Source organism: Mycobacterium sp. 1245805.9 (genome assembly GCF_001672915.1).
In the GTDB taxonomy this organism is placed as follows: Bacteria; Actinomycetota; Actinomycetes; order Mycobacteriales; family Mycobacteriaceae; genus Mycobacterium.
In genome coordinates, this window is the sequence record NZ_LZKR01000216.1 from 1 (window position 1) to 16,248 (window position 16,248).

Here is a 16,248-nt window from a genome sequence, read left to right on the forward strand (position 1 = left end):
GACGTGTTGACCACCCCGGAACGACTGGCCGCCCTCGAACAGCTGGAACGCGCGGCGCGTCGGCTGCGCGCCCCCCAGCACGAGCTGATCAATCAGCTCGACGCGCAGGCCACGCCGGCAGAGCTGGGCGGCAACCTGTGTTGCGCGCTGGCCGACCGGCTGCGGATCACCAAGGCCGAGGCCGGGCGGCGCATCGCCGAGGCCGAGGACCTCGGCGAGCGCCGGGCGCTGACCGGTGAGGCGTTGCCGCCGCAACTCGGCGCGACGGCGGCCGCCCAACGCGATGGACTGATCGGCGATGGGCACGTGAAGGTGATCCGCAGCTTTTTCACCCACCTACCCACCGAGGTCGACCTCGGGACGCGGGAGGCCGCCGAGGCGGATCTGGCGCGAAAGGCCCGCGGGTATCGGCCCGACGAGTTGGCCAAATACGCCCGCCGGATCATGGACTGGCTTCACCCGGACGGCGAGTTCAGCGACCAACACCGGGCCCGCCGGCGCGGCCTGACCCTCGGCGAGCAGGACTTCGACGGCATGTCACGGCTCACCGGCCTGATCACCCCGGAACTACGCGCGGCCGTCGAGGCCCTGCTGGCCAAGCTGGCCGCCCCCGGCGCGGCCAACCCCGACGACGACACGCCCGTCATCGACGACACCCCCGACGAGGACGCGGTGCGCCGCGACCACCGAACGTGCGCCCAGCGCAACCACGACGCCTTCCTCGCGGGGCTGCGGGCCCTGTTCTCCTCGGGAAAGCTGGGCAGCCACAACGGGCTACCGGTGTCGATCGTGGCGATGACCACACTCAAGGAGCTCGAGGCCGCCACCGGCAAGGCCCTCACCGGCGGCGGCACCCTGGTGCCCATGTCCGACATCATCCGCTGGGCCGGCCACGCCCACCACTACCTCGCCATCTTCGACGACGCCAAACCCCTGGCGCTCTACCACACCAAGCGGCTGGCCTCACCCGCGCAACGCATCATGCTCTACGCCAAAGATCGCGGCTGCACCAAACCCGGCTGCGACGCCCCGGCCTACCACAGCCAGGTCCACCACATCACCGGCTGGACGACCACCCGGCGCACCGACATCAACGACCTCACCCTGGCCTGCGGACCCGACAACCGCCTCGCCGAACAGGGCTGGACCACCCGCACCAACACCCGAGGCGAAACCGAATGGATCCCCCCACCCCACCTCGACCACGGACAACCACGCACCAACAGCTACTGGCACCCCGAAAGACTGTTCCACAAGGAAGAGGACGACGACGACAGTCCCGGGGCGGCCTGACCGCTACAGCAGCTTCATCTGCTCCGACTGCTCCTCGACCGGCTCGAGCAGCTGCGGCCCGTTGTTACGCACGCTGTTGACCAGCGTCGACACCTCGCGCATCCGGATGTCGCGCACGTCGGGCGCGCGGGTGAGCAGCTCTTCGTCGATGGGGGCGTCCGGGTCCAGCCACCGGTCCCAGTCGCGTTCCGGCAGCGCCAGCGGCATGCGGTCGTGGATCTCGGCGAGTTCCCCGGGCGCGTCGGTGGTGATGATCGTGCAGCTCAGCAGCGGCGAACCGTCCTTGGCGGGCTTCCAGACCGACCACAACCCCGCCATGAACAGCTGCTCGCCGTCCTCGCGGTACATGAAGAACGGCGTCTTGGCGGACTTCTTGCCGTCGCGGTCGGGATTGACGCGCCACTCGTAGTAGCCGTCCATCGGGATCAGGCAACGCTTCGACTTGGCGCTCGAGCGGAAGGCCGGCGAGCTGGTCACCTTGTCGGCGCGCGCGTTGATCAGCAGCGGGCCCTTGCCCTCCGGCGCCCCATCGGGGCCGGCCTTGACCCACGGCGGGATCAGGCCCCAGCGCATGAGCCGGACGCGCCGCGTCGGGTCGTCGTCGGGCTCGGTGTGCCGGGTGACCACGGTTGCGATGGTCGTGGTCGGGGCGACGTTGTAGTTGTGCGCCTGCGCGTTGGGGGCGGTCCCGGTCGCCTCGTCGATCGCCTTGATCTTCTCGGCCAGCTTGGCCGGATCGGTAGTGACTGCAAACCGCCCACACATACCTTCCATGGTGGCAGAGCGCGGCGACAGGCGATGATGTAGCGGTGACGACGTGGACGGCCCCCCAAGCGACCGCGCCGGTGCGCGCGACCGTCACGGTTCCGGGCTCGAAGTCGCAGACCAACCGGGCGCTGGTGCTCGCGGGGCTGGCGGCCGCGCAGGGGCAGGGCCCCTCGACCATCAGCGGCGCGCTGCGCAGCCGCGACACCGACCTGATGATCGGCGCGCTGCGCACCCTGGGCCTGCGCGTCGACGGGCCCGGCTCCGACCTGACGGTGAGCGGCCGGATCGCCCCCGCGCCCGGCGCCACGGTGGATTGCGGCCTGGCCGGGACAGTCCTGCGCTTCGTGCCGCCGCTGGCGGCGCTGGCCGATTCGGTCGTCGAGTTCGACGGCGACGAGCAGGCCCGCGCCCGGCCCATCGCGCCGCTGCTGGACGCCCTGCGCGGCTTGGGCGTGAAGATCGACGGCAACGGTCTGCCCTTCCGGGTTCACGGCGGCGGGTCCGTCGCGGGCGGCACCGTCGCCATCGACGCCTCGGGGTCCTCGCAGTTCGTTTCGGGCCTGCTGCTGTCCGCGGCCTCGTTCAAAGAGGGCCTGACCGTGCAGCACACCGGGGCGGCGGTGCCGTCCGCCCCGCACATCGCGATGACCATCGTGATGCTGCGGCAGGCCGGGGTCGACGTCGACGACTCCGTTGCCAACCGGTGGCGGGTGCCCGCCGGCGCGGTCGCGGCCCGGCACTGGGAGGTGGAACCCGACCTGACCAACGCCGTCCCGTTCCTGGCGGCGGCGGTGGTCAGCGGCGGGACGGTGCGCATCACGGGCTGGCCGTCGACCAGCGTGCAACCCGCCGGCGACATCCTGGGCGTCCTGGGCAAGATGAATGCCGTTGTGACGCAAACTGATTCGTTCCTCGAGGTGAGCGGGTCGGCCGACTACGCCGGCTTTGACGTCGATCTGCGCGCGGTCGGGGAGCTGACGCCGTCGGTGGCGGCGCTGGCCGCGCTGGCCACCCCCGGATCGGTGTCGCGCCTGTCCGGCATCGCGCACCTGCGCGGCCACGAGACAGACCGGCTGGCCGCGCTCAGCGCCGAGATCAACCGCCTGGGCGGCGACTGCGCCGAGACGCCCGACGGCCTGGTGATCACCGCGAAACCGCTGCACGCCGGCACCTGGCGCGCCTACGCCGACCACCGGATGGCGATGGCCGGCGCGATCGTCGGGCTGCGGGTGCCCGGGGTGGAGGTGGACGACATCGGCTCCACCGGCAAGACGCTGCCTGAGTTTCCGCGATTGTGGGCCGACATGCTGGGGCCCGGCGTTTGAAGCCCGGCGACTACGACGAGTCCGACGTCAAGCTCCGCTCCGGCAGGGGCTCGCGACCGCGAACGAAGACCCGTCCGGAGCACGCCGACGCCGAGGCCGCCATGGTGGTCAGCGTCGACCGCGGACGCTGGGGGTGCGTGCTGGGCGGCCGACCCGATCGGCGAGTCACGGCCATGCGGGCGCGCGAGCTGGGCCGCACGCCGATCGTCGTCGGCGACGACGTCGACCTGGTCGGCGACCTGTCCGGGCGCACGGACACCCTGGCCCGCATCGTGCGCCGCGGCGAGCGGCGAACGGTGTTGCGGCGCACCGCCGATGACACCGATCCCACCGAACGCGTCGTGGTCGCCAACGCCGACCAGCTGCTGATCGTCGTCGCGCTCGCCGACCCGCCGCCGCGCACCGGGCTGGTCGACCGGGCGCTGATCGCCGCCTACGCCGGCGGCCTCACGCCGATCCTGTGCCTGACCAAGACCGACCTCGCCCCGCCCGGCCCGTTCGCCGAGCAGTTCGTGGACCTGGAACTGACCGTGGTCGCCGCCGGCGTCGACGATCCGCTGCTCGCGGTGGCCGGCCTGATCGCCGGGAAGATCACCGTGCTGCTCGGGCATTCCGGCGTGGGCAAGTCCACCCTGGTGAATCGCCTTGTGCCGGAGGCGGATCGGGCGGTCGGCGAGGTCACCGAGATCGGCAGGGGCCGGCACACCTCCACGCAGTCGGTCGCCCTCCCTCTGGAAGGATCCGGCTGGGTGATCGACACCCCGGGCATCCGCTCCTTCGGCCTGGCCCACATCCGGCCCGACGACGTGCTGGACGCGTTCTCGGACCTGGCCGAGGCCATCGACGACTGCCCCCGGGGCTGCGGACACATGGGCCCGCCGGCCGACCCCGAATGCGCGCTGGACACCCTGTCCGGGCCGGCGCTTCGCCGCGTGGCCGCGGCCCGCCGGCTGCTCGCGGTGCTGCGCGAGAGCTGATACGCCCGGCGAGGGTGCGTGTTTGTACGGCGACACGCCGTAATAGGCGTGCATTTGTGCACCCTCGCGCCCGGTCAACCGGACTTGGCCAGCCGCATCCCGAGTTCGCCCGGCGGCACCAGATGCCCCTCGGTGCAGCGGATTTCGACGCCGGCCTCGGCGCCGCAGCCCACGTGCGTGAGCCGCAGGCGGTTGCGGCCCGGCAGGTGGCGCCGGCCCCACTCGAACATCGCCCAGACCACCGGCATGAAATCGACGCCGGCCCGGGTGAGCACGTACTCCTCGCGGGCGCGCTGCCCGGGCTCGCGGTAGGGCCGCCGCTGCAGCAGGCCGAGCTCGACGAGTTCGGCCAGCCGCGCCGACGTGGCCGCCTTGGTGATGCCGACCCGGCGGGCGAAGTCGTCGAACCGGGTGGTGCCGTAATACGCCTCGCGCATGATGAGCATCGCGGACTTGGTGCCGACCACCGCCATGGTCTTCTCGATCGCGCATTCACCGACCGCCGACCACTTCTCGCGGTCGGCCAGCGCGCCTTGCAGGAATGTCATGTAGATCACCTCCCGGTCTGGGTTGATTTTAGTGTACCTAGATGTTTACCTGGGTACAGCTAGTAATACCTAGCTACTCGGTCTCAAGGAGGAGCCATGGTTCAAGGCCGCGACGCCGTCATCGTCGGTGCGGTACGCACCCCGATCGGCAAGGGCAAGGCCAGCGGCGCGCTGCACGACGTGCTGCCGGCCGACCTGCTGGCACACAGCCTGCGCGAACTGGTAACCCGCACGGGCGTCGACCCGGAGCGCATCGACGACGTCATCGCCGGCGCGGTCACCCAGGTCGGCGACCAGGCCGCCAACATCGCGCGCAACGCCCTGCTGGGCGCGGGATTCCCCGAGTCGGTCCCGGGCGTCAGCATCGACCGCCAGTGCGGCAGCAGCCAGCAGGCCATCAGCTTCGCCGCCCAGGGCGTGCTGGCCGGCGCCTACGACATCGTCATCGCCGCCGGTGTGGAGTCGATGAGCCGCGTCCCGATGGGCACCCAGGTGCTGCCCGGCAGCAACCCGATGGGCCTGGACATGACCCTGCGCTACCCCGACGGGCTTGTCCCGCAGGGCATCAGCGCGGAGCTGATCGCCGCGAAGTGGGGCTTCTCGCGCACCCAGCTCGACGAGTTCTCCGCGGCCAGCCACGACAAGGCCGCCCGCGCCACCAAGGAGGGGCTGTTCGACAACGAGCTGACCCCGATCGCCGGGCTCGCCACCGACGAGATCATCCGGCCCGGCACCACCGTCGAGACGCTCGCCGCCCTCAAGCCGGCGTTCTACAGCGACGCGATGAACGAGCGCTTCCCGCAGATCAATTGGGAGATCACGCCCGGTAACTCCTCGCCGCTGTCCGACGGCAGCGCCGCGGTGCTGATCACCACCAGCGAGGTCGCCAAGCAACTCGGACTGCGCCCGCTGGCGCGGATCCACACCACCACGGTGGTGGGCTCCGACCCGCTGTACATGCTGACCGGGGTCATCCCCGCCACCGAGAAGGTGCTTCGCCGCGCCGGGCTGACGCTGGCCGACGTCGACCTGTTCGAGGTGAACGAGGCGTTCGCGCCCGTCGTCCTCGCCTGGGCGCACGACACCGGCGCCGACCTGGCCAAGACGAACGTCAACGGCGGCGCCATCGCGATCGGCCACCCGCTGGGCGCCAGCGGCGCCCGCATCATGACCACGCTGGTCAACGCGCTCGAGCAGCGCGGCGGACGCTACGGCCTGCAGACGATGTGCGAGGGCGGCGGCATGGCCAACGCGACGATCATCGAGCGGTTGGGCTGAGCGCGGCCGTGACAAGGATCCTGGTGACCACCGCCAACGGTGATACCGGCCGTCCGATGGTCGAGTACCTGCTCGACCGCGGACTGCCGGTCACGGCGATGGTCCGCCGGGACGACGAACGCGCTCAACGCCTCCGCGACGCCGGTGCCGAAGTTGTCCTCGGCGACCAGCTCAATCTCCGCGATGTTCGCGCAGCACTCGACGGCGTGCGGCGCGCCTACTTCAATTTCCCGGTCGGTGAAGGACTCGTCGAGGCGGCGGTGATGTTCGCCCAGGCGGCCAGGGAGCAGAGCCTCGAGCTGATCGTCAACATGAGCCACATTCAGTCGCGACCGCGGGCCCGGAGCAAGGCCACGCAGAATCACTGGCTCTCCGAGCAGGTATTCGCCTGGTCGGGGATCCCGACCACCAACCTGCGGGTCACGTTCTTCATGGAATGGTTGACGTACATCGCCGGTTTGATCCGCGGCGGCCGCTATGTCATGCCCATTGACGCCGACAGCCGCTTTGCCCCAATCGCCGCGCGAGACATCGCGTTGACCGCCGCCACCATCCTGAGCAAACCCCGCGGCCACGGCGGAGCCTCGTACACCCTGACCGGACCGGCGGAGTACAGCCACCAAGAACTGGCTACCGAGGTCGGCCGCGTCCTCGGTCGAGAACTTCAGTTCGAAAGCGTCACCGCGACAACATTTCTGGACCTTATCGGGATCCCCGACGACACCGCCAAGCTGAGGCACTTCGAAGCTGTGGCGATCGACCAACGCCAAGGGCGCTTGGCCGGCGTCAGTGATGCGGCGCTCAAGATCATCGGCCGCCCGCTCACCACGATCGAGGACTTCGTCACCGACCACCGCTCGATGTTCGAACGAGACCACGACAGAGAGGCCGAACATGTCTGAGCGCACCGAAACCAAGTTCGACGGCGTGCGGGTCCGCCACGACAGCGCCAAGGGTTTCGGCGAGCTGGTCGCTGCGCTGCTGGCCGACATCGGCGACAAACCGGTGCCGATCAACGAGATCGCCAACACGCATGACGACTGGGCATCATTTCAGCAGGAGGTCGAAAAATACGTCGGGCCAAGCGGGTTCATGCTGTTCGATTTGTTCGACCACGGCGCGTGGATCACCAAGGCCGGCATCGACCGCAAGGTGCTACGGGTCATCCTCGGCAACCCGCTGATCGCGATCACGATGCTGCGCCACGACGTGACCGCGGGCCTGTTCGCCCCGGTCGAGCTGCTGCTCACCGACGAGGGCGACGGCAGCAGCCTGACCTACGTCAAGCCGTCGTCGCTGATGGTCGTCGAGCCGAACTCCGAATTACTCAGCGCCGCAGAGGCGCTCGACGCCAAGCTGGCGGCCCTGGTCGAAAAGGTAACGGCCTGACGATGAATCTGCGGCTCGAGTTCAACCCGTGAACATCGCTCGGACGTAGGGCAGCGTCGTCGACAAGTAGTACCGGTGGCCGGTGTCCAGGTCTTGTTCCCATTGCCGATAGACCGCGTCGGGAAACTCGGCGATCCAGCAGCTGTCCGGTACCGGGTCCGGCTCGCCCGACACGGGACCGAGCGTGACGTCGGCGGTGATGACGCCCTCGCCCTCGTCGCGAGACATCCGCGCGAGAATGCGGCCGTTACCGTCGACGATCTGAGCCTCGCCCAGGTAGCGAGACGGGTAGCTCTCGTCCGAATCGGGCCAGGAGCGCCCGACGAACCGTCCGGCGTGCGCGGCATGAACCACCGGCACCCCAAGCATTCTGGCGAATCGGCTCGGCGCGGCTTTCATGACGGCGAGGCCGAACTCGGCCGAGGGGCCATCCGATCGGCCGCTGTCCTTTCCGCCCCACCATCCCGAACCGCCCACCACGATGTCGACCTTTCCCTTCAACCGCGCGGCCGTCCTGGATCGGATGAACTCCCAACACAGCGCGGCCCCTATGACGCCGTGGGGGGTGTGCAGAACGCCGTCGTCGTCGCCTCCGACGTAATAGCAGTTCTCCCAGAACGTCGGGTCGTCCTTGTCGTGCCGGCGGGTGCTTCCGTCCGGCAGCGCCAGAACGAAGGTGTTGTAGACGTGGCCGTCGCGCCACGCCAGGAACGAGCCGCCGACGATGGCGTTGCCCTCGCGCGCCAGGTCCACGAGCAACTGGGCCGGCGACCCGTCGATCGCCCGAGTCGTCGACGCCATGTGGGGGAAGAACGCGTTGCCGGAGGCGAACAGCTCCGGCAGGATGACCAAGCTTGCGCCGCGTTCGAAGGCGACCCGAACCAGGCGTTGCGCCATCGCCAGGTTGGCGTCGACATCGCCCAATTCGGCGAGCATCTGAATCGCCGCGACACGAAGTGTCGACGAGGCGACGGTGGCCTGATCGTTCGCCATCGCCCTACGGTGTGCCTTGCCAATGCTTGGCAAGCGCGGTGCCGGAATACTTTTCGAGCATCAGGCGGGAGAAGGACAGCACCGCACTGCGCGGCCGGTGGTTCACCACGACCCGCTGCGTCTGGCCCGCGGCGTTGAAGGTGACCCAGACGATTACGTGGGTGCGCACGCCGCGGATCTCGCAGGTGTAGTCCTCGACGAAGCCATGGTCGCCGGCGGGCCCGGCGAAGTTGAACTGCTGGTCGTCGTACACCTCGCGCGCGGTCACCACGATGGAGCGAACGTCCTGGGCGCCGTGGGCGGTGCCGTCCATCGCCGCGGCTTCCAAGGTGACGTCCTCGGCGAGGTTGTCCAGCCACACCGGGTAATAGGGCTTGCCCAGGTAGGTCACGGGCGCCTCCCTCGAAACCCGGTCAGCCGGCCGGACTCTGCGCTCGCTCAGTCAAACTTGCTGGAGTACTGCGGGCAGTAAACCCCGGTCGCCGCACCCATGATCTTGGCCAGCGAGGTGTCCTGCAATTGCGGGAGCCCCTGTTTCGCATCGGCGAAGGTCTGCTCGAACGTGAACCCGTGAGCCCAGTCGGTGCAAACGGCGCGGCCGATTTGGACCATCGTCTGGTCCGAGCCGCTGGACCAGCTGATCCCCTTGTCCTTCAGGGTCTGCAGGTAAGCGTCATCCGACGAGTCGGCGTTCGCGATCGGCGCGGCCACGACAGCGATACCTCCCAGAACGGCGGCGAGCGGGGCGGTCAGGCGTGCGGTCTTCTTCATTTGCTGGCTCCTCAATCTGGGCGGCAGCAGTTAGATTATCCGGAACCTGGCGGCTAGCAAATCGAAACGGATCAAAGCCATCCGGTGCGGGCGGCGGCGACGGGCTCGGCGGGGGCCGGGGCCAGCGCCCCGTCGCGCACGCCGTCCAGCATTCGCTTGACCGCGGCCACGATCTCCGGGGCCGTCGCGGCGAGCCCGGCCAGATCGGCCGCGCTGACCTCACCCACGTCGACGCCGGCCCGCTCCAGCACGGCGGCCGGGTCGGCCAGCTGGCCGGCCAGCCACGACACCGGGTCGGCGGTCAGTTCGGGGACGAAGTTCCGGCGGCCCGGTTCCCAGCCGTCGAAACGCGGATGATGATGCGCGCGGTCCAGCGTGCCCGGCGGGCTCTCGGTGGACCCGAACAGGTCCACCCGCCACACCGGCCGGGTGAAGGCGATCGGGACGCCGGCGTAGATCGATCCCTGCGGCTCGCCCCGGTCGACGAGGCGCAGTTCCAGCCTGACGCCCCGTTCCGGCGTCTCCTGACCGGCGAGCGGGCGCGGGTCGACGAAGTACATGTCCCCGACGACCACACCGAGGGTTTCGAATCCGAACGCTGCGAACATCGCTTGCCTCTCTAATCCCGAGCGGGGTCCCGCATCGAGACTAGGACGCGCAGCGTCAGGCGGCCAGGTCGTCCCGGCGGCCCCGCCTCGCTTGCTTCTTGGCGCGCCGCCAGTCCCGCACGGTGGCGATGGCGGTCTTCAGGCCGCGCCGGCGTCCGGTCGCCGGATCGGTGCCGGCGAAGCCGGGCTCCAATTCGGCGAACATCCGCTCGCTGCGCGTCTCCGGCGCGTTGTCGGCGTCGTCGCGCAGGTACTGGTTCGGCAGCGACAGCTTGGCCAGCGTGCGCCACGTCTTGGCGTACTGCACCAGGAAAGAGCCTGTGGTGTAAGGCAAGTCGTACTTGTCGCACAGCGCGCGCACCCGGACCGAGATCTCGTGCAGCCGGTTGCTCGGCAGATCGGGATACAGGTGGTGCTCGATCTGGTGGCACAGGTTGCCGCTCATGAACCGCAGCGCGGGGCCGGCCTCGAAGTTGGCGCTGCCCAGCATCTGGCGCAGGTACCACTGGCCCTTGGTCTCGCCGATCATGTCGGTCTTGGTGAATTTCTCTGCGCCGTCGGGGAAGTGGCCGCAGAAGATCACGGCGTTCGCCCACACGTTGCGGATGATGTTGGCGACCGCGTTGGCCGTCGCCGTGGAGCGATAGGTCGCCCCGGGCGACAGCGCGGTCAGCGCCGGGAACGCCACGTAGTCCTTGACGACCTGCCGGCCGGCCTTGGCGAGGAACTCGTCGATGCGTTGGCGGGCGTCCTCGTTGTCCATCCGCTTCTTGACGATCTTGCCGATCTCGACGTGCTGCAGGCCCACGCCCCACTCGAACAGCAGCGCCAGCATGGTGTTGTAGACCAGGTTGAAGGTGTTGAAGCGCTTCCAGCGCTGATCCCGGGTGACGCGCAGCAGGCCGTAGCCCACGTCGTCGTCCATCCCGAGGATGTTCGTGTACTTGTGGTGCACGAAGTTGTGCGTGTAGCGCCAGTGCTTGGACGACCCGCTCATGTCCCACTCCCACGTCGAGGAGTGGATCTCCGGGTCGTTCATCCAGTCCCACTGGCCGTGCATGACGTTGTGGCCGATCTCCATGTTCTCGACGATCTTGGCCACGGCCAACGTCACGGTCCCGGCCCACCACGCCGAGCGTCGCGAGCTGGCGGCCAGCAGCACCCGGCCGGCCACCTCCAGCGCGCGCTGCGCGGCGATGGTGCGGCGGATGTAACGGGCGTCGCGCGCCCCGCGAGAGTCTTCGATGTCCTGGCGGATGGCGTCCAGCTCAACGGCCAGGCTATCGATGTCAGCGTCCGTCAGATGGGCGAATACGTCGACGTCTGTGATTGCCACTCGTCGTCATCTCCCTACGGTCGTGTCGTCGGTGCAATACCTACGCTATCGTAACCTACGAATCCGTAGGTTACCTGTGAGTAATCTTTAAATGTCGAGCACGCAATCACCGGACGCGGCCGACACGCAGGTCTGAATCCGGGTTCCGGGCTCGTGTTCGGCGCCGGTCCGCAGATCGCGGACGTGCCCGTCCACCAGGCTTACCACGCACGACTGGCAGATACCCATCCGGCAGCCGAAGGGCATCTGCACACCCACGCCCTCGCCGGCGTCCATCAACGACGTCGCCGCGTCGGCCGCGACGGCGCGACCGCTGCGCGCGAACGTCACCGTGCCCCCGGCCCCGGCGGGTGCCGCCTTGGACACGGCGAATCGCTCGAGGTGCAGCCGGTCGCCGATGCCCGCCGCCGACCACACCTTCTGCGCCTGGTTGAGCATGCCCTCCGGCCCGCACGCCCAGGTCTGGCGCTCGCGCCAGTCCGATACCTCGTGGTCCAGCGACGCCAGGTCGAGCCGGCCCTGGCTGCGGGTTTCCCGCACCTGCAGGCGGTACCCCGGCTGGTCGGCGGCCAGCGCGGCCAGCTCGGCGCGGAACATCACGTCGGACTCGGTGGGCGCCGAGTGCAGGTGCATGACGTCACCAATCTGGTTGCGGCGCACCAACGTCCGCAGCATCGACATCACCGGCGTTATTCCGGACCCGGCGGTCAGGAACAGGATCGACGCCGGCGCCGGGTCCGGCAGGACGAAGTTGCCCTGGGGCGCGGCCAGCCGCACGATGGTCCCGGGCTCGACGCCGGCCACCAGGTGGGTGGACAGGAATCCCTCGGGCATCGCCTTGACGGTGATGGTCACCGTGCGGGGTGAGCCGGAGGTCTCGGCCGGGCTCGAGGTCAGCGAGTAGGACCGCCACCGCCAGCGCCCGTCGATGAGCAGCCCGATGCCGATGTACTGGCCGGGCTGGTAGTCGAAGCTGAAGCCCCAGCCCGGTTTGATCACCAGGGTCGCGGAGTCCTCGGTCTCGCGCCGGACCTCGATGACGCGGCCCCGCAGTTCCCGCGCGGACCACAGCGGGTTGGCCAGATGCAGGTAGTCGTCGGGCAGCAGCGGGGTGGTGATGCGGGCGGCGAGCTTGCGCAGCGCGTGCCAGCCGGGGTGCCGCTCGGCGCCGGCCACAACGGGTCGCTTGGTGTCGACGACGTTGCCCCGGATCGATGGGTTACGTCTGCCCAGCGGAAGCTCCTGCCCATTAGCCGGCGTCTGGCTTACGCCCAACATTGTCGCCGATTCGGTACGCTCCACGAAACCTACGGTAGCGTAACCTACGGTGTCGTAGCTAGCCGCGCTTCGTCACATCGGACGTCGCATCGGACGTCAGAGCAGGTCAAGCAGGAACGGCAACTCCTGATTCGCATACCACGCCAGGTCGTGGTCCAGCGCGTCGCCGACGATCAGCTCGGCGTCCTCGTCGCCCAGGTCGGCGGCGTCGATGATCTCGATGGCCCGGATGACGTCCGGCTCGGCGGCGGCGTTGTCGACGTAGGCCGCGACCACCTGGTCGAGCGTGACCGGCGCGCCGAGGCGGACGACGGCGTCGTCGAGATCGGGACGGTACTTGGCCTCCTCGACCTCGGCCGCCAGCACCGCGCGCCGGGGTGGCAGCCCGGTGTCGGCTCCCCCGGTGTCGTGGGCCGCGAGCAGTCGCAGCGACGCCAGCGCCGCCTCGCGCAGCGCCACGTCGGCGAGTTCGTCGTCGTCGCCCTCGGCGTAGGCCTCGCGCAACGTCGGCGTCACGGCGAACGCGGTGCCGTTGACCGGCCAGAGGGAGCCGTCGGCGACGAGCCGCTGCAACATCTCCAGCGTGGCCGGGATGTAGACCTGGATCATCAGCTCCCGACCAGCGTGGCCGCGTAGTCGCCGACGTACTTCGACAGCTCGCGCGGCGGGCGCTGGTAACTGCCGCTCACTACCGGCCGCGCCGGCAGTTTGACCTTGGGCCGCTTGACTTCTCGGTAGTCGATCGAGGACAGCAGGTGGTGCATCATGTTGAGCCGGGCGTGTTTCTTGTTGTCGGATTCCACGACGTACCACGGGCTGTTGGAGGTGTCGGTGTGCACCATCATCTCGTCCTTGGCGCGCGAATAGTCCTCCCAGCGATACACCGATTCCAAGTCCATGGGGCTGAGTTTCCACTGCCGGACCGGGTCGTTGAGACGTGCCTTGAACCGGCGCAGCTGTTCCTCGTCGGAGACCGAGAACCAGTACTTGCGCAACAAGATCCCGTCGTCGATGAGCATCTGCTCGAAGATCGGCGTCTGCCGCAAGAACAACACGTACTCCTGCGGCGTGCAAAAGCCCATGACCTTCTCGACGCCGGCGCGGTTGTACCAGGATCGGTCGAACAGCACGATTTCGCCCCTGGCGGGCAGATGGGCGATGTAACGCTGGTAGTACCACTGACCGCGTTCGCGATCGCTCGGCGCCGGCAGCGCCGCGATCTGCGCCACGCGGGGGCTGAGGTATTCGGTGATCCGCTTGATCGCACCGCCCTTCCCCGCGGCGTCGCGACCCTCGAAAAGCACCACCACGCGTGCGCCGGTATCGCGAACCCACTCCTGCAACTTCACGAATTCCGTTTGCAGTCGGAACAATTCGGCTTCATAGGCTTCGTTGGAAAGCTTGGGTCCGGCGCCCGGGCCCGACTTGTTCTTCTTCGGCTTCGCCGAGGCGCCATCGTTTACCGCGGTGCTCATAGCAACGAATGTTATCGCTAAGCAGCGGTTTTGACTCCCCGAGACGATTTGGGACTATCTGGACGCCTCGAGTAATTCCTCGAGCGATTGGCTCAGCAGGCCGGGCAGCAAGTCGACGTCGCTCATCGCCTCGCGGTCGGCGTTGATCCCGAAATACAGCATGCCGTTGTAGGACGTCACGCTGATCGCCAGCGCCTGGTTGTGCAGCAGCGGTGGGACGGCGTAGGTCTCCAGCAGCTTGGTGCCGGCGATGTACATCTGCGACTGGGCGCCCGGAGCGTTGGTGATCAACAGGTTGAACGTCCGCTTGGAAAAGCTCGGGAAGCCGGTGGCGACGCGGATGCCCATGGCGTGCAAGGTCGGTGGCGCGAAACCCGACAGGGTCACGATGGTTCGGGCGTCGACCAGGCTGCCGGCGGTCGGGTTGGACTCGGTGGCGTGGGCGATCTGCGACAGCCGCACCACCGGATTGGCCTCCCCCACCGGCAGATCCACCAGGAACGGCGTGACCTGACTGATCGTCTGGCCCGGGCCGGTCGAGTCGAGGCCGTTGTCGGCGTAGATGGACAGCGGCGCCATCGCGCGCACCGTCGCGGTCGGTGACACCGCCACGCCGCGGGACAGCAGCCAGTTGCCCAGCGCGCCGGCCACGACGGCCAGCACCACGTCGTTGATGTCGCAGTCGTAGCGCGCGCGCACGACGCGGTAGTCCTCGAGGTTGCCGCGAGCGACGGTGAACCTGCGGTGCCGCGAAACGGGCGCGTTCAGCGGGCTGCTGGGCGCGGTGCCCCGCGCCACCGCTCGCGCGATGTCGACGGCGCGGCGGCCCGCTTCGAGCAGCTCGTCATAGCTCGTCACGAGTCCGGCCACCGCCGACCCGACCGCCTGCAGCTGCGTGCCGGGCCGCGCGATCCAGTCGCCGATCGCGCCCAACGCCAACCGGGTGTTACCGGGGTCGCGTTCCGGTATCCAGATGTCCTCGGGGAACGGCGGCGGGCGGCGCGTCCGGTCGGCGATGACGTGGCCGATCTCCAGCGCCGTCATGCCGTTGATCAGCGCCTGGTGGGACTTCGTGTACAGCGCGATCCGGTTCTTGGCCAGGCCCTCGACCAGGTACATCTCCCACAGCGGCCGCGACTTGTCCAGCGGCCGCGCGGCCAGCCGCGCGATCAGCTCGTGCAGCTGCTCGTCGCTGCCCGGGGACGGGAGCGCCGACCGCCGCACGTGATAGGTGATGTCGAAGTCGTTGTCGTCCAGCCACACTGGCCTGGCCGTGCCGATCCGCACCTCCCGGACCTTCTGCCGGTACCGCGGGATCTGGGGCAGCCGCTGTTCGATGGTGGCCAGCAGCGTCTCGTAGCTCAACCCGGCGCGCGGGCGCTGCAGGATGGACAGCGACCCCACGTACATGGGGGTGGCCGTGTTCTCGAGTCGATAGAAGGACGCGTCCGCCGGGGACAACCGGGTCACCATGACGGCGCGTCCCTCCTGGTCAATTCGTCGTCGGTTCCTCGAGTGAACGGATGTACCCGCTCACGGTAATCGTCGGGGCGGCCGGGGGCCCGGCGCGGGTGCGCGCCCGGTGGATGAGCGCGGATACGCGCCGGGCCGAGCTGTGCCATGATGACGACTTACCAGCCCCGTCTGTCACTCTCCAGCAGGCCGATCCATGGAGAGTGCGCGTTGACCGTTTTCGCCGTGACGCCCGTCGTCGACTACGAGCCGCCCAGGCGGGACGTCCCCGAGTGCCGCCAGCCACCCCACCCGACGCCGCGCCGCCGCGCGCGTGCTCCCCGCCGGCCCCTGGCCGGGCTGCCGGTCCGGCCGCCGAGACCGTCGGCGCCGATGCGCCAGGCGGCCGCGTTCGCCGACGCCGCGCTGCGCCGGGTGCTGGAGGTCGTCGACCGCCGCCGCCCCGCCGCGCAGCTGCGCCCGATGCTGGCGCCCGGCCTGGTGGACGCCGTGGTCGCGATCGGCGCTGCGGCGGCCGGTCGCGCGCGCGGACGTGACGGGGCGGCGGTGCTGCGCCGGATGCGGCTGCAGCCCGCCGGCCGCCGCGACCCCGACGCCGCGGCCGAGGTGTTCGGGTCCTACAGCCGCGGGGACCGGATCCACGCCATCGCGTGCCGCGTGGAACGGGTGCCCCCCAGCGGCCGCTGGCAGATGGTGGCCCTGCACATCGGCTAGTGGGTGGGCTAGTGGGTGGGCT

General features: G+C 69.3%; 18 protein-coding genes. 7 read left to right on the top strand and 11 right to left on the bottom strand.

Annotated features, from left to right (window positions below):
- Positions 1 to 1,293: HNH endonuclease signature motif containing protein (locus A9X00_RS27325; RefSeq protein WP_067160895.1), on the top strand; the 1,293-nt coding region annotated here is incomplete at its 5' end.
- 3 nt (positions 1,294 to 1,296) lie between these two features.
- On the opposite strand, the gene A9X00_RS27330 is transcribed toward A9X00_RS27325, so the two are convergent.
- Entirely contained in the window at positions 1,297 to 2,058 is a 762-nt protein-coding gene (locus A9X00_RS27330) for an SOS response-associated peptidase (protein WP_067160898.1), read from the bottom strand.
- 44 nt (positions 2,059 to 2,102) lie between these two features.
- On the opposite strand from A9X00_RS27330, the gene aroA reads away from it, so the two are divergent.
- Positions 2,103 to 3,386: a 3-phosphoshikimate 1-carboxyvinyltransferase gene (aroA, locus tag A9X00_RS27335; RefSeq protein WP_067160901.1), complete on the top strand. Its 1,284-nt coding sequence runs from the start codon at positions 2,103 to 2,105 to the stop codon at positions 3,384 to 3,386.
- On the top strand, positions 3,383 to 4,363 hold the full coding sequence (gene rsgA, locus A9X00_RS27340; protein ID WP_067160904.1) for a ribosome small subunit-dependent GTPase A: 981 nt from the start codon (positions 3,383 to 3,385) through the stop codon (positions 4,361 to 4,363). Before aroA ends, rsgA begins: the two co-directional genes overlap by 4 nt.
- 74 nt (positions 4,364 to 4,437) lie before the next feature.
- On the opposite strand, the gene A9X00_RS27345 is transcribed toward rsgA, so the two are convergent.
- Positions 4,438 to 4,911 (bottom strand): helix-turn-helix domain-containing protein, encoded by a 474-nt coding sequence (locus A9X00_RS27345; RefSeq protein ID WP_067161103.1) that lies wholly within the window; start codon positions 4,909 to 4,911, stop codon positions 4,438 to 4,440.
- Between the two features lie 96 nt (positions 4,912 to 5,007).
- Between A9X00_RS27345 and A9X00_RS27350 the strand changes: the two genes are divergently transcribed.
- The 3 genes from A9X00_RS27350 to A9X00_RS27360 are packed head-to-tail and all read left to right on the top strand — an operon-like array spanning position 5,008 to position 7,578.
- The gene (locus A9X00_RS27350) at positions 5,008 to 6,189 is read left to right on the top strand and encodes a thiolase family protein (protein ID WP_067160907.1); all 1,182 of its coding nucleotides are present in this window, start codon (positions 5,008 to 5,010) and stop codon (positions 6,187 to 6,189) included.
- A gap of 23 nt (positions 6,190 to 6,212) precedes the next feature.
- The gene (locus tag A9X00_RS27355) at positions 6,213 to 7,091 is read left to right on the top strand and encodes an NAD(P)H-binding protein (protein ID WP_197515287.1); all 879 of its coding nucleotides are present in this window, start codon (positions 6,213 to 6,215) and stop codon (positions 7,089 to 7,091) included.
- Positions 7,084 to 7,578: a DUF302 domain-containing protein gene (locus tag A9X00_RS27360; protein WP_067160910.1), complete on the top strand. Its 495-nt coding sequence runs from the start codon at positions 7,084 to 7,086 to the stop codon at positions 7,576 to 7,578. Before A9X00_RS27355 ends, A9X00_RS27360 begins: the two co-directional genes overlap by 8 nt.
- Before the next feature lie 21 nt (positions 7,579 to 7,599).
- Here A9X00_RS27360 and A9X00_RS27365 read toward each other — a convergent pair whose 3' ends face one another.
- The 9 genes from A9X00_RS27365 to A9X00_RS27405 all read right to left on the bottom strand — a co-directional run bounded on the left by A9X00_RS27365 (position 7,600) and on the right by A9X00_RS27405 (position 15,512).
- Positions 7,600 to 8,571 carry a carbon-nitrogen hydrolase family protein gene (locus A9X00_RS27365; protein WP_067160913.1) on the bottom strand — a complete coding sequence of 324 codons (972 nt, stop codon included), beginning with the start codon at positions 8,569 to 8,571 and terminating at the stop codon, positions 7,600 to 7,602.
- A 4-nt stretch (positions 8,572 to 8,575) separates the two neighbouring features.
- Positions 8,576 to 8,962: a hypothetical protein gene (locus A9X00_RS27370; protein WP_067160916.1), complete on the bottom strand. Its 387-nt coding sequence runs from the start codon at positions 8,960 to 8,962 to the stop codon at positions 8,576 to 8,578.
- Between the two features lie 47 nt (positions 8,963 to 9,009).
- Positions 9,010 to 9,342: a DUF732 domain-containing protein gene (locus A9X00_RS27375; RefSeq protein ID WP_067160919.1), complete on the bottom strand. Its 333-nt coding sequence runs from the start codon at positions 9,340 to 9,342 to the stop codon at positions 9,010 to 9,012.
- 71 nt (positions 9,343 to 9,413) lie between these two features.
- Positions 9,414 to 9,950 (bottom strand): hypothetical protein, encoded by a 537-nt coding sequence (locus A9X00_RS27380; protein WP_067160922.1) that lies wholly within the window; start codon positions 9,948 to 9,950, stop codon positions 9,414 to 9,416.
- Between the two features lie 55 nt (positions 9,951 to 10,005).
- The gene (locus A9X00_RS27385) at positions 10,006 to 11,286 is read right to left on the bottom strand and encodes a fatty acid desaturase (RefSeq protein WP_067160925.1); all 1,281 of its coding nucleotides are present in this window, start codon (positions 11,284 to 11,286) and stop codon (positions 10,006 to 10,008) included.
- An 87-nt stretch (positions 11,287 to 11,373) separates the two neighbouring features.
- On the bottom strand, positions 11,374 to 12,564 hold the full coding sequence (locus tag A9X00_RS27390) for a ferredoxin reductase (protein WP_369830799.1): 1,191 nt from the start codon (positions 12,562 to 12,564) through the stop codon (positions 11,374 to 11,376).
- 96 nt (positions 12,565 to 12,660) lie between these two features.
- Complete coding sequence (locus tag A9X00_RS27395) at positions 12,661 to 13,173, bottom strand: hypothetical protein (protein WP_067160928.1); 513 nt, start codon at positions 13,171 to 13,173, stop codon at positions 12,661 to 12,663.
- Entirely contained in the window at positions 13,173 to 14,039 is an 867-nt protein-coding gene (ppk2, locus tag A9X00_RS27400) for a polyphosphate kinase 2 (protein WP_067160933.1), read from the bottom strand. Before ppk2 ends, A9X00_RS27395 begins: the two co-directional genes overlap by 1 nt.
- Before the next feature lie 54 nt (positions 14,040 to 14,093).
- Positions 14,094 to 15,512: a wax ester/triacylglycerol synthase family O-acyltransferase gene (locus A9X00_RS27405; RefSeq protein ID WP_067160936.1), complete on the bottom strand. Its 1,419-nt coding sequence runs from the start codon at positions 15,510 to 15,512 to the stop codon at positions 14,094 to 14,096.
- A gap of 210 nt (positions 15,513 to 15,722) precedes the next feature.
- Between A9X00_RS27405 and A9X00_RS27410 the strand changes: the two genes are divergently transcribed.
- Positions 15,723 to 16,226, top strand: coding sequence for an Rv3235 family protein (locus tag A9X00_RS27410; RefSeq protein WP_067160939.1), 504 nt, complete (start codon positions 15,723 to 15,725; stop codon positions 16,224 to 16,226).
- The last annotated feature ends 22 nt before the right edge of the window (positions 16,227 to 16,248 follow it).